This window comes from Lysinibacillus sp. NPDC056959 (assembly GCF_042674095.1).
Classification (GTDB): domain Bacteria; phylum Bacillota; class Bacilli; order Bacillales_A; family Planococcaceae; genus Lysinibacillus; species Lysinibacillus zambalensis.
The window spans coordinates 152,313-165,880 of sequence record NZ_JBHURE010000007.1 but is presented as its reverse complement, the minus strand read 5'-3'; the positions used below and the strand labels follow the sequence as shown (position 1 = coordinate 165,880).

At 38.2% G+C, this 13,568-nt stretch carries 11 protein-coding genes; all 11 read right to left on the bottom strand.

The genetic code is table 11. The features are described from left to right. Positions 1–598: 598 nt before the first annotated feature. Positions 599–1,210, bottom strand: coding sequence for an NUDIX hydrolase (locus ACFTQ7_RS11250; protein WP_349659339.1), 612 nt, complete (start codon positions 1,208–1,210; stop codon positions 599–601). 12 nt (positions 1,211–1,222) lie between these two features. Next, positions 1,223–2,302: an AI-2E family transporter gene (locus ACFTQ7_RS11245; RefSeq protein WP_349659340.1), complete on the bottom strand. Its 1,080-nt coding sequence runs from the start codon at positions 2,300–2,302 to the stop codon at positions 1,223–1,225. A gap of 295 nt (positions 2,303–2,597) precedes the next feature. Beyond that, positions 2,598–4,295, bottom strand: coding sequence for a M3 family oligoendopeptidase (locus ACFTQ7_RS11240; RefSeq protein ID WP_386828776.1), 1,698 nt, complete (start codon positions 4,293–4,295; stop codon positions 2,598–2,600). Positions 4,296–4,368: 73 nt separating this feature from the next. Continuing rightward, a complete protein-coding gene (locus ACFTQ7_RS11235; RefSeq protein WP_483869437.1) occupies positions 4,369–4,944 on the bottom strand; it encodes a YdcF family protein in 576 nt (191 codons plus the stop codon). Positions 4,945–5,029: 85 nt separating this feature from the next. Continuing rightward, complete coding sequence (locus ACFTQ7_RS11230; protein ID WP_386828774.1) at positions 5,030–6,772, bottom strand: methyl-accepting chemotaxis protein; 1,743 nt, start codon at positions 6,770–6,772, stop codon at positions 5,030–5,032. A 352-nt stretch (positions 6,773–7,124) separates the two neighbouring features. Next, a complete protein-coding gene (locus tag ACFTQ7_RS11225; protein ID WP_386828773.1) occupies positions 7,125–8,420 on the bottom strand; it encodes an arsenic transporter in 1,296 nt (431 codons plus the stop codon). Positions 8,421–8,510: 90 nt separating this feature from the next. Further along, on the bottom strand, positions 8,511–9,230 hold the full coding sequence (locus ACFTQ7_RS11220; protein ID WP_386828772.1) for a YebC/PmpR family DNA-binding transcriptional regulator: 720 nt from the start codon (positions 9,228–9,230) through the stop codon (positions 8,511–8,513). Between the two features lie 374 nt (positions 9,231–9,604). Beyond that, on the bottom strand, positions 9,605–10,069 hold the full coding sequence (locus tag ACFTQ7_RS11215; protein ID WP_386828770.1) for a low molecular weight protein-tyrosine-phosphatase: 465 nt from the start codon (positions 10,067–10,069) through the stop codon (positions 9,605–9,607). A 253-nt stretch (positions 10,070–10,322) separates the two neighbouring features. Next, positions 10,323–10,931 carry a lysophospholipid acyltransferase family protein gene (locus ACFTQ7_RS11210; protein WP_349659347.1) on the bottom strand — a complete coding sequence of 203 codons (609 nt, stop codon included), beginning with the start codon at positions 10,929–10,931 and terminating at the stop codon, positions 10,323–10,325. Positions 10,932–11,011: 80 nt separating this feature from the next. After that, on the bottom strand, positions 11,012–11,842 hold the full coding sequence (locus tag ACFTQ7_RS11205; RefSeq protein ID WP_386828768.1) for a putative RNA methyltransferase: 831 nt from the start codon (positions 11,840–11,842) through the stop codon (positions 11,012–11,014). Beyond that, positions 11,842–13,218 (bottom strand): MATE family efflux transporter, encoded by a 1,377-nt coding sequence (locus tag ACFTQ7_RS11200; RefSeq protein ID WP_386828829.1) that lies wholly within the window; start codon positions 13,216–13,218, stop codon positions 11,842–11,844. The genes ACFTQ7_RS11205 and ACFTQ7_RS11200 overlap by 1 nt, the downstream gene beginning before the upstream one ends. Positions 13,219–13,568 lie beyond the last annotated feature (350 nt).

The following is a 13,568-nucleotide window of genomic DNA, read 5'->3' as shown; positions in this document are numbered from 1 at the left end:
CGTTCCGATTGGGCGCTTTCCTGGGGGCGTCCGATGAGCCGCTTCGTTGCTGTCGCTACGTTAACACTACGCTTTCGCACAGAAAACATCCGCTTCGCTGCAGGGTCTCGGGCCATCAGGATGTTGGTCACGAAGGCGTTAGCACAGGACGTGATGCTCTTAGCCTTCGTTCCTCTATATCGCTAATCCCCGAGGAGTCGCCCAATCTCCACTCCAATCAACTTATTCGCATAGCATACGTTTTAACAAAACGTCATCCCTAAATTAAGATGAGAGACCCAAATTAGAAAATCACATCACTATAACGTAGAAGGCGTTATAACAGGACGTGACGCTTTTAGCCTTCTTCCCTCTACCCAAAGGAGTCACCCAAGATCAACTTATATACACGGCATACTCTTTAACAAAATTAATGATTAGACAAGAAGTCAGATCCTAATCATTTTTACTATTAAAGAAAAAATCCGTTTAAACTCTCTGTGGAAAAAATAAGAATGTACCGATGTGGCACATAGCTTATCCCACGGAAAGCGAAGCGGATTTACCTTTTACAATTATGCTAGAATTCCTATGAAGGTTTTTCAGACACCCCACAAATTCATAACATTTTATCTTTTACAAACTGAATAACATGTGCAACGTATAGTTCCCGGTAAGGGACAAATTGTGCAGCACTTACAGGGCGCACAATTTTCGCTCGTTGACCATCAGGGAAATATTCATAGCCTTCAATATTTAAAGTAGCTGTCTCTCCTAAAAAGAATGCCTCTGCCTCGTCAAGCTTTGCTCGAACGACCCCTGACACTTCCTCATACTGCAGGTTAAATGATTCCCAATCATGTTTGAATGGATATATAAAAACATGACAAAATTCATTGTCAATCATGTTTTCTGAAACGATACTACAAGATGTCATGCCCATTTTAACTACTTCGTGTACGTCAACATCGAGTCCTAGCTCTTCCTTTACTTCGCGAATTCCTGACTCGACTGTCTCTACGGCTAATAAATGCCCCGCCGCTGTAATATCAAGCAAACCAGGATAGTCCTTTTTTTGTGCACTACGGATTTGGAAATAGATATAGTCCTCATTGACAAGCCAACAGTGGAATGTTTCATGCCATAGCCCTTTTTCATGTACCTCTGCTCTCGTTGCTGTCCCTATCTGTTCATGCTGTTCATTAAAAACTTTCACAATTTCTTGTTCCATTTTTTCCGACTCCTATACCGACTTCGTAGCCTTTTTCTTAATCACGTTCCGTTCATCATAAATATTGGATGCGATTACTTTTAATACTGCATAAAACGGTACAGCAATGATAATACCGATAAAGCCTGCAATATTACCTGCTGCTAAAATAACTGTAATAACGGTTAACGGATGAATATCGAGTGTTTTCCCCATTACATTAGGTGTTATAAAGTTACTATCAATTTGCTGCGCCACGAGCGTGACAACAGACACCCATATGACTAACACTGGATCCTGAACAACAGCCACAATCAGCGCTGGTGTAAAGGCAATCCATGGTCCTATAAACGGAATCATATTCATAAAGAAAGCAAATATAACAAGAAGCAATGAATATTCTAAACCTATAATTAAATACCCGACATACATAATGAGCGCAAGTAAAAAACTAATTTGTAGCTGTCCTTGTATGTAGCTACGTAAAACACCATCAATTTCACTTAACGTTTTCTTCACCCATTCACGGCGTTCACCACTAAAATATTTATAAACTGATGGTGCAAATTTTTCATGATCCTTCAACATAAATATAAAGAAAAACGGAATTAAAATAGCTAATAAAGAAACTGAAACAACTGATTGTAAAAACGATACTAGTCCCTTACTTGCCGCAAAAGCAATATCCTGCACATAGTTCGCCATATTGTCGATAAGATCTTTTAACTGTGGCGGGAAGTTATCCCTGTTTCTCAATACATAATCAGCTGCATCTTGAATACTAGCACTAATCTGCGGTACATTTTTCACTAAATTATTTACCTGTACGGCAATCGGATTACCAACGATCCACCCAAAGCTACCTACAAGCGCTATTAATCCAACGATTATCGTTAAAATGCTCGCCCATCTCGGCCATTTACGCTTCTCTAAAAATCTCTGAATCGGTTCTGTAACATAATACAAAACACCGCCCAGTAATAAAGGCACAAAAATAGCTTTTAAGATAATTACAAGCGGCGAAAAAATCCAATGAATCTCTATAAAATATTTAATGACTAATAGGGCAAGTAAAATCCCTACGCCTACTTGAAACCAAACTTTCCTCGTCACTTTAATTCACTTCCTTTTATCTCAGTTACTGAAAATACTACTTATATATTAACCATTTCGCAAGTATCCTATTAATTATTGTCTAAATATGAGAGTTTATCAATTATGCCTCGGCATAATTGTAGCTGCCGCATTGCTTTCGCTACAAAAGACACTTGCTGAAAAAAGTTAGCACAAAAAAATTCGCAACCCTCCAATGGGCAATCTCGCAAGCCCCTCAAATGCCAAAGCATCCGAGGAGGCTCATACGGTTTGCCTTCCACAGGAGTGTCGCAAATTTTCACAATGTAGTAGTTTATAATTTTGTATCGTCTATTGAATTTAAGTAATCTTCAATATCGCCAATAACCGATTCAACACAACCGTCCTCAAATGGTGAAATTAAGCCTGCTTCTTTTACAAGCTTCGTAAAGGACATAGAACCACCTAAACCACATAAATGCGTATAGTCCTTCCAAGCAGCTTCAAATTCTTCACGTGAACGTTTCCAGAACTGGAATGCACAAATTTGCGCTAACGTGTAATCAATGTAATAGAACGGACTTGCATAAATATGTGCCTGACGTTGCCATATACCACCCGCTTCTAGATAACTATTATGATCATAGTCACGGTGTGGTAAATATGTCTCCTCAATTTTTTTCCATGCAGCTTTACGTTCAGCTGGTGTCATATTCGGATTTTCATAAATCACATGCTGGAACTCATCAACTGCAACACCGTAAGGAAGGAATAATAAGCCACTGCTTAAGTGTGTGAACTTATATTTTTCTGTATCTTCCTTAAAGAATAGCTCCATCCATGGCCATGTAAAAAACTCCATACTCATCGAATGAATTTCACAAGATTCATAAGTTGGCCATACATATTCTGGGATTCCGATATCACGGCTTGAATAAACTTGGAAAGCATGTCCTGCTTCATGTGTTAACACATCGATATCACCTGAAGTACCATTAAAGTTCGAGAAGATAAATGGAGAGTGATAGTTTTCGATAAACGTACAATAACCGCCACTCTCTTTTCCTTTCTTCGCCACTAAGTCCATTAATTCATGATCAATCATAAAGTTGAAGAATTCACCCGTCTCAGGTGATAGCTCCTCATACATTTTTTTACCGTTCGCAACAATCCATTGCGGATCGCCTTTTGGTGTCGCATTTCCTGATACAAAGTTGAATGCTTCATCGTAGAACTTAAATTCAGAAATACCAATACGCTTTGCCTGGCGTTCATATAACTTAGTTGCAATAGGTACGATTAAATCACGAACTTGGTCACGGAATTTCTTTACCATATCTGCATTATAGTCAATGCGATTCATTCGAACATAGCCTAGCTCGACATAGTTTTTATAGCCTAATTTAACAGCGATTTCATGGCGCACTTTGACAAGTTCATCATATAATTGATCAAATTCCTCTTCATGCTCAGCAAAGAAGCCAAAGCGTGCATCCGTTGCCGACTTACGCATTTCACGATCAGTAGACTCTGCATACGGACCAAGCTGAGCAAGCGTTAATGTTTCACCATTAAAGTCAATTTGCGCAGAGGCAACAAGCTTATTATATTCTGAAACGAGCTTGTTCTCCTTTTGCATTAGATCAATGACTGCTGGAGAAAAACCTTTAATTTGATAGGTTGCTAAATCAAATAATTGCTGGCCCCATTTTTCTTCTAACTGCTCACGGAATGGTGAAGCGATTAGTGCTTTATAATATTCTGTTGTTACCTCTTCCAGCTCAGGTCCAACCTCATCAAAATAATCGCGTTCTGCATGATAGAATTCATCATTTGTATCAATCGAAGCACGAATATACACTAGGTTTGCCATCGTGGCATAGTCATTACTCAATCCGTTTAATTTCTCAATTATTTCACTTTGCTCGTCGATCGTTTGCGCATTTTTAAATTGGTCAATTAAAGATAATTGTTGCTCTTTCATTGCCTCAACTTTCGGACGGCTGTATTCATAGTCTTTAAATGTTTTCATAAAATCCCCTCTTTCTGTCATATCCCCCGTTTCATTTCTATTATATGCCAAATCTATAGTATTAAGAAATAAATTAATAGCCAAATACATATGTTTTTAATAGTGCAGCCTTTTCACGAAGCGTTAACTTCAATTCCACCGATTTTGGTGTTTTTGCCGCAACGACATCTACTTCAAAGCCTAAAGACTCCGCTAAATATTTTGCACGCTTTAAATGAAAATCATTAGAGACAATCGTAATTTTCTTAGTTTCTTTAGGCAAAAGTTCTTTACTAAATAATAAGTTCTCGTAAGTTGAAGTAGATTGGTCTTCCACTACTATTCTATTTGTATCAATACCATTGTCCTGTAAGTATTTAAGCATGACTGAAGCCTCTGTCCGATCTTCATCTTCCCCTTTTCCACCCGACACAATCACTTTTACACGAGGATACTTTTTCAAATACTTTACTGCCTCTTCTAATCTATTTTTCAAAGAAAGCGATGGAATTCCTCCCGGTTTTACCTTTGCTCCCAGGACAATCATGTATGTAGCTGTTCCGTTTGCAGCTGGCTGGACACCCTGTTTCATCTCCTCGTCAAGCCAAATATAAACAACACTACTCATAGCAAGTAATATAATCCCTAATCTTATTACCCATTTCTTCACGATCGATCTCCCCTTACCTTTTATTAACGTTTAGGCAAAAAAAAGGATGCTTGTACTGAAATTGCTGTACAAACATCCTAATTGATTATCTTAATATAAAACGCTTAATAGAATCCTGTAACGCTGTTATTTCATCTGTTAAATCATTAGAAGATTCACTAACAACCTGAATGGCACGCTGTTGTTCATCAACGGATGCCGTTACTTCCTCTGATGCAGCAGCATTTTTCTCACTAATCATCGCAATACTTTCGATAGATTGCATAATGTTATTTTTTGAGCCATTCAAATATTCTACTCCAGTAGTCATTTCCTTAATAATAGAAATGATTTCTTCTACTGCCAATTCTATTTCCATAAAGGATGACTCTGTTATGGCAACCGAATCATTTTGCTGACGAACAATGACGTTTGTTTTCTTCATCTCATCGTTCACTAAATTAGTTTCACTTTCAATCCCTTTTAAGGTTGTACGTACTCGCTCTGTTGCTACAGATGTTTGATCCGCTAACTTACGTACCTCCTCAGCAACAACCGCAAAGCCTTTGCCATGCTCCCCAGCTCTAGCGGCCTCTATCGATGCGTTCAATGCAAGCAGATTCGTCTGATCAGAAATCTCCGTAATCGTACCGACAATGCCTTCAATTTCCCTAACTTTCACAATTAAGCTATTAAATACAGCATGAACATTATTAATCACTTCTGAAGACTCGTGTGATGTCTCTTTCAAGCTCTTTAAATTTAAGAGCCCGTCTTGATTTGATCGCTTCATATTTTGAGATGCATCAAGCATTACTTCATTTTTGTCATGCAATAATTCAATCTGTCGCGCAAAATCAATAGCTGTTCTATTCGTATCCTCTGCATCTGAAGCTTGCATTAATGCGCCGTTTGAAACCTCATTTATCGCTTTTACTATTTCATCTCCATAAGCGTTTGTTTCCTCTGCCACAGATGTTAAATTTGACGATGTCGATTGAATTTCTACAATAGCTTCCTCTACATCTGTAATTAATGTTTTCAGTTGATCAACCATTTCATTAAAGCCTTCATTTAACTGACCAATCTCATCCGAGCGTTGTAGATTTTCAATTTCTACAGTTAAATTCCCTTTGGCTACCTCACGTACACGTTTCGATAATTTTCGCACTGGTAAAGCTAAATGTCTTGAAACCATTATGACAACTACAGTACCTATAATGATGGCACCTAATAATGTAATACCAATAACGAATAATAATGAATTAGCCCCTTCATTAAAATCTTGCATATATGTACCCGATACAATGATCCATCCCCAATTTGGATCCTTTGCAGAATAAATTATTTTATCAGCTACTACATCTTGCCCTGGTAGCTCAAACTCATATTTGGTATATCCCCCACCGGCAAGTGCTTTTTCGGTTACTTCCCGAATAAAGTAATTTCCGCTACTATCTTGATCGTTCCATAGGTTATCCCCTTCTCGAGTCGGATGGGTTGTTAATGTCCCTTTATCATCTAAAACATATAGATAACCATACTCCCCCAAGTCTCCAGGATAATTAATTGGCCTCTTTCCTTCACTATCCTTCGGTCCTAGAAATGCCTCCCGCACTTTCTCCTGTGCAACTTCTAAAGGAACGTCGCCCCTTTTAACACTCTCATTTGCAAGCTCGATTAATTGCAAAGAAGATTCAACACTATTTTTAATAACTTGTTCACCAATATCATCCAGACCTTTTTTTGCTTTACTATAGCTAGCTAAGCCTATCACTAAGCTAGGGATAATTAATAATGCTAGTGAAATGATAATTAATTTCCCCTGTATCGAACGTGAAAACTTCATGCTTTAGCCCCCCCTTTTCTCCTCTTTCACTATGACTATTAATCTATATTATGTTATGATTCGGAATATTTCACAATGGGTAAAACGTAATTTACGTTTGAATTCTTCGCCTTTTTACGCAAATATGCTTGATTACTTAATGTGGGGGATTTCCATTGCTACTGGACCTATTTCCGGCGGCATCCTGCCTTCACTCCATATCTAACAAATATGATTCCAAACTTTTAATGACGATTTTCAAATATGCATAATAGGTAAAAAAACTATCTTTCTACAAGGATATGCCTTATAGAAAAATAGTTTTTTAATTTTTATCGTCATTAAAATGTTTAGACACTACCTTAGTTCTCGCCTATGATATGATTTTAATCCATATTACTAAAGCTATTAAAGTAGCGAAAAGGGTTGGGATTGTTAACATAATACCTATTTTTAAATACTGAACCCAGCCAATCTTTATTCCTTTTTGCTTCAGTATATGGAGCCATAACAATGTTGCGAGTGAGCCAATCGGCGTCATTTTAGGACCTAAATTTGTGCCGATGACATTTGCATAAATAAGCCCTTCTTTAATAATTCCAGTTGCACTAGTTTCAGCAATAGCTAATGCATCAATCAGTACAGTTGGTAGGTTATTCATAATAGCTGACAAAATAGCTGCTACAAACCCCATCGTAATTGTCGCTACCATTAATCCTTGCTGTATAGAGTGCTCTAATAGACTCGCTAGCAATCCGGTCATTCCTACATTCTTCAAGCCGTAAACAACCACATACATACCGATAGAAAAGAACACAATATTCCACGGTGCCCCTTTCACAACTCTCTTTGTATTTACAATATGGCTACGCCGTGCTAGTAGGAAAAAGATAGCTGCTACACCACATAAAATAAATGACACTGGAATTTTGAAAAACTCACTCGTTAAGAAACCAACTAATAGAATAGCTATAACATACCATGATAATAAAAATAATCTCGAATCACGAATTGCAAGCTTTGGATTATCAACTGCCTCGAGTGAATATTCTTTTGGAATTGAACGGCGAAAGACAATATAAAGTACGACTATACTTGCTAGTAAAGAAACTATGTTCGGTACCAGCATATGTAGGGCATATTCCATAAATCCAATACCGAAATAGTCTGCCGACACAATATTTGTTAAATTACTAATGACTAACGGTAAGGATGTTGTGTCCGCTATAAAGCCACTTGCAATAATAAATGGAAAGATCATTTTATCGGTTAAATTCAATTTACGGATCATTGCGAGAACAATTGGTGTTAGTATTAAAGCTGCACCATCATTTGCAAATAACGCTGAAACAATAGCACCTAGACAGGAAAGGTAAATGAATAAGCGTATACCACTTCCCTTTGCCACTCGTGCTATATGTAAGGCAGACCATTCAAAGAATCCTATTTCGTCTAAAATAAGTGAAATAAAAATAATTCCTATAAACGAGAACGTTGCATTCCAAACAATCCCCGTCACCTCAACAACATCTTGCCAGGTAACAACTCCGAACGTTAACGCAATTGCAGCACCAAAACAAGCAGACCAGCCGATTGATATTTTACGTGGCTGCACTATTACAAAAAATAAAGTTATTAAAAATATTGCAATCGCTAAAAGAGCTTGCACAGATTTCCTCCCTGCCTCCGGCGGATGTTTGGACACCCGCAGAAGTTAAAAACCAGTAGCTTTATTCGCTACTGGTTTCATATGTTTATATTATTCGCCTAAATCAGCGTTATGGTAAACGTTTTGGACATCCTCTAAATCTTCTAATGCATCAATTAATTTTTCAAATTTCGCAATGTCGTCTCCAGTTAATTCTACTTCTGTTTGCGGAAGCATTGAAAGCTCCGCTACTGTAAATTCTTGAATGCCTGCTGCTTTTAGTGCTTCTTGTGCAGCAAAGAATTGATCTGGCTCTGCATAAATGATGACAGCCTCGTCTTCTTCAAGAATATCACGAGCATCAACATCTGCTTCCATTAAAATTTCAAGAACTTCATCTGCTGATTTACCTTCTAAACCAATAACCGCTGTTGAATCAAACATGTAGGCAACAGAACCACTGACACCCATATTCCCATTATTTTTACCAAATGCTGCACGTACATCAGAAGCTGTACGATTAACATTATTCGTTAAAGCATCAACGATTAACATAGTGCCTGCTGGTCCGAAACCTTCATAACGTAATTCGTCGAAGTTTTCATCGCCGCCACCCTTCGCTTTATCAATTGCTTTTTCAATAATATGTTTAGGAACGCTATATGTTTTTGCACGCTCAAGAACAACTTTAAGGGCACGGTTTGATTCTGGATCTGGCTCGCCTGATTTAGCCGCCACATAAATTTCGCGTCCAAATTTTGCATTGATACGACTTGTGCTTTGGTCTTTAGACGCTTTCTTTTCTTTAATATTGTTCCACTTACGACCCATTGTTTCCACTCTCTTTCAAATTATAAGTTGTTTATCAATTGCGCCTTTGCGTAATTGCGTCCGGATTTTGAATTGTGCTAGCACAATTCACTCCTTTCAAAATCCGTGACATCCGCCGGAGGCTTTATCTTCATTTAAACACCTTTGAATAGGAGTGACAATTTCGCTCATCTTATATAGAGGAAGATCTACCGCTGAATGAAGATAATCATAGATGCACAGTTGTACATCATTAAATGGTGATTAAATACTTTTCGTATCTTTACTCTGAAAATAATAACACAAATGATGCTTACAAAGCTAGATATGCCAATGTTTAAGATCATTTTCTGAAGTCATATAATGGTTGGTTGATTTCCGTTCCGACTGGGCGCTTACAGCTTGTATTGTCCTTTGATTTTTTCTAATAATGCATGACAGCCTTCTAAAACTAAATCATAGGTTTCTTGAAAATCTCCTGTATAGTACGGATCAGGCACGTCTTTTCGATGGTCAGTTAAATCTAAAAAGCGAAAGATCTTTGTGGAATCCAGATTCCCTAGCATCGTTCGGATATTACGTATATTGCTTTCATCCATGCCAATAATGTAATCAAAATTTTCAAAGTCAGCCTTTTGTAATTGTCGGCCTTGCATCCCTTTCGTTGAGATGCCATATTCTTTTAGCTTACCTTGTGTTCCTCTGTGTGGAAGATCTCCAATATGCCAAGAGCTTGTTGCAGCCGAATCTACCTCGACTTTATGACTCAAATGCTCTTTCTCTACCAAATCACGCATGACCGCTTCAGCCATTGGTGATCGACATATATTCCCCAAACATACAAAAAGTACTCGAATCATTTTTATGTCCTCCTACAATCAATCTCACCTTGGCGTATCGTAGCTGTCGCTACAGTAAACATTTGTAGCTGCCGCTTTGCATTCGCTACAGTAAACATTTGCTAAATGTAGATAAAGCACTCAAAATCAATCGATTCTGAGCGCCTTCTAAGTTATCCCATATTACTAGCAGTAAGCTACTACTTCAAAAGGATGTGAAGATAATAGTTTGGGTTCTTCACATAGAGAGTTCACCTCTGAATGGTGTTTCACTTTATTTCTTTTTTGCTGCAACTCGCTTCTCTAATTCTTCAGTTAATGCTACTAATTCATGCTCAAGGCGATTTGTAAATTCCTCGCGCCCTTCTTTACCTTTACCCGTTACGTAAAATGGCTCGCCATAAATTAGATAACCTTTACCACGTTTAAAGACATCACCGGCATTACGCGCACCAATGTAAGCGGCTGGTACAATTTGTGCTTTTGACAATTGTGCTATTGTAATCGCACCTTGCTTTAAATCCGATCCTTCCGCATTTCGCGTACCAGATGGGAATATCCCAACAATTTTTCCCTCTTTCAATAGCTGCGATGGAATTTTAATAACGCTTGGACCTGGATTGTCACGGTCGACTGGAAAGGCATTTAAACGCTCTATCAGCCAGCCAATACCCTTTATATCAAACAATTGCTTTTTAGCCATAAAGTTAATTTCTCGAGGGTATACAGCAACACCAAGATTTAAAATATCAACATAGCCCGTATGTGTACATGCAATAATAAACCCACCTTCCTTCGGTAAGTTTTGTTCTTCATATACACGCGCTTTTGAGCCTGTTAATTTTAAGATCACTTTTACAACATTTGCTATAAATTTATACACTGTTTCATTCCTACCTTATTCAATAGTTATCCCCATTGTAATCGAAAAGACCAGTATACTGCAATTGCAGGTGAAAATATCTAGACTCTTCCCACTAATACATCAACATCAATCGTAATTTCATGTAACAGGATAGTGGATCCTTCTTTTTTATGCCAGCCCATTGGTGTCATTTCCAGCAGTGCTGGTACAAGCTCTGTAGCTAGCGGTACCGTATATGTAATACGTTCTACACTAACATCGGTAAAGCTTTCTTTAAAACGAGCAACTATTTGTTCATTCGAATACGACTCTTTAGTAGAATCCGCATATAATTGCGCTCGAAGCTCATGTAAGTACCCACTTTGAGGTACAACCTTAACAACACAACCATCGTGAGTTAATAGACGTTTAAATTCTTCATAATTGGCAGGCGATAAAATATTTAATATGGCATCGAAGCTCGACCTTGCAAATGGACTTTTCGCTAAATCACCAACACACCACATTTGCTCTGGATAATGTCGAGACGCAGCAAGGATGCCTTCCTTCGCTATATCAATACCAATTCCTATCCCATGTTTCTTTGCCATAATACGAGCTAAATGCGAACCTTCACCACATCCCGTATCAAGTACGGTGTCTGCATTAGCAATTAGCTCTCCGATTTTATCTTCTACTACATCATAAATCCCACTATCAATAACCGCTTTTCGTGATTCAAACAGCTCTTTGCTATACTTAGAAACGGCACCATGTGTCAGCATATTAATGTAGCCCTGTTTGGCAATATCGAAAGAATGATTTGAGGAACATACTAATCTACCTTGTTCAAAAACATCCATTGACTCCTGACAAATTGGACAAGCAAAAAGCTTTATATTTTTATCCATTAACGCTGCCCCAGCAGCTCTTTTAGAAAGTGCCCCCATTAATTTTCCTCCTTCGGTTCTGTAGGTGAAACAAGTGCAAAACGCTCCCACTTACGACTTCTCCATCTAAAGTATACGATAATAGCTCGCATCCATTCATCTGCCGCAATCGCTAGCCAAATACCTACTAACCCCCAATTTAAAACGAATACAAACAAATATCCGAGCGGGAGACTCATACATACCATTGATAAGAAACCAATTTTCAATGGAAATCTTGCATCCCCTGAGGCACGCAGCGAGTTAATAACTACAATATTCATTGTTCGCCCTGTTTCAAGGAGAATACTTAATGCTAGGACAGATGCTCCGATGGCAATTATCTCTGGATTATCTGTAAAAACGTGCATAAGTTGCTTACGGAATATCGTTACAACTGCAACCATTGTGATTGTAAAAGCAAAAGCTGCGCGTACACTTGTCCAAAGCTGATGATAAGCTTGATCCTTTTTACCAGCACCGACACTTCGTCCAATAATTATAGCCGTACCTGTTCCGATGGCAATCGCAAATAAATACGTAAACATTGAAATATTCATGGCATATTGTCTCGCCGCAAGTGTCTCTGCGCCTAAGTAAGTCGCATAATAAAGGAAGACAATCTGACAAAACTGATAAAGCACCTGCTCAAATGCTGACGGTAAGCCTATATTTAATATTTTTTGAACATATTCCTTGGAATACTCGAAATAATATTCTAGCTTCACTCTTACTTCCATGACTTGATACAACAGCCAGAAAAACACAAGAACTGCCAAACCACGGCTTACCACTGAGGAAATAGCTGCACCTTTTACACCTAACTCCGGTAATCCTAAGTTACCAAAGATTAAACCGTAGTTTAAGATAACGTGTAGCACATTCATACCTAGTGATACATACATCGTTTGCTTTGTCCATCCATGTACACGGATAATTGCTGCTAAAGCATTTATAATAGCCTGTAAGAAAATAAAGCTTCCGATGATTACCAAGTAGCTTTGTGCGTATTTAAGCACTTCCCCTTGCAAGTTCATCATAGTCATTAAATGACTTGAAAAGAAGAAAAATAAGATACTCATCATTAGTCCAACAACCAAATTCATCGTAACTGCTAAAGCGGAAATCTTCGCAGCCTCAAAAAATCGCCTTGAACCTAAATATTGAGATACAACAATGGAAGCACCATTACCAACTACCTCAAGTATTAAAATTGCAATATGAATATATTGATTGGCTGCACCAACTCCTGATACAGCATTATCTGATAAAGCACTGAGCATAAAAGTATCGGCTAGTCCCATTAACATAAATAAAAATACTTCTAAAAATATCGGCCATGTTAAATGGAATAAACTTAACCTATCTGTCTCTTTAATATCACTTTCTTTTAATATATCTGCCAATACTTTTCACTTCTCCTAATCGTTTCATAAAGATTTTTACGGGCTCCCAACTTTCAACTACCTTCTTTACCATCTATACAGATAAATTACTGCCCAATCAATTATGCCTCGGCATAATTTCGTCCGGAATGGCTTTGTGCTTAGGCCTGCAGGTATTTTTTGTGCGAAAGCGAAGCGACAGCACCAAGGTTTTATCTGCGCGAAAGCGTAGCGGCAGCGGCAACAACACGAGGGCCGACACGATGTCGGTCATTTCCGTAATGCCACAGGACGTGGCGCTCTTAGACTGAGTTCCTCTATTTCAGCCGGTGTTTGGACACCCGCTGAAATAAGTTAAAAAT

Coding starts and splice junctions, on each gene's coding strand:
- ACFTQ7_RS11250 (WP_349659339.1), bottom strand. CDS start 1,210: ATGGAACAAGAAATTGTGAAAGTTTTTAATGAACAGCATGAACAGATA.
- ACFTQ7_RS11240 (WP_386828776.1), bottom strand. CDS start 4,295: ATGAAAACATTTAAAGACTATGAATACAGCCGTCCGAAAGTTGAGGCA.
- ACFTQ7_RS11205 (WP_386828768.1), bottom strand. CDS start 11,842: ATGGGGGCACTTTCTAAAAGAGCTGCTGGGGCAGCGTTAATGGATAAA.
- ACFTQ7_RS11220 (WP_386828772.1), bottom strand. CDS start 9,230: ATGGGTCGTAAGTGGAACAATATTAAAGAAAAGAAAGCGTCTAAAGAC.
- ACFTQ7_RS11230 (WP_386828774.1), bottom strand. CDS start 6,772: ATGAAGTTTTCACGTTCGATACAGGGGAAATTAATTATCATTTCACTA.
- ACFTQ7_RS11215 (WP_386828770.1), bottom strand. CDS start 10,069: ATGATTCGAGTACTTTTTGTATGTTTGGGGAATATATGTCGATCACCA.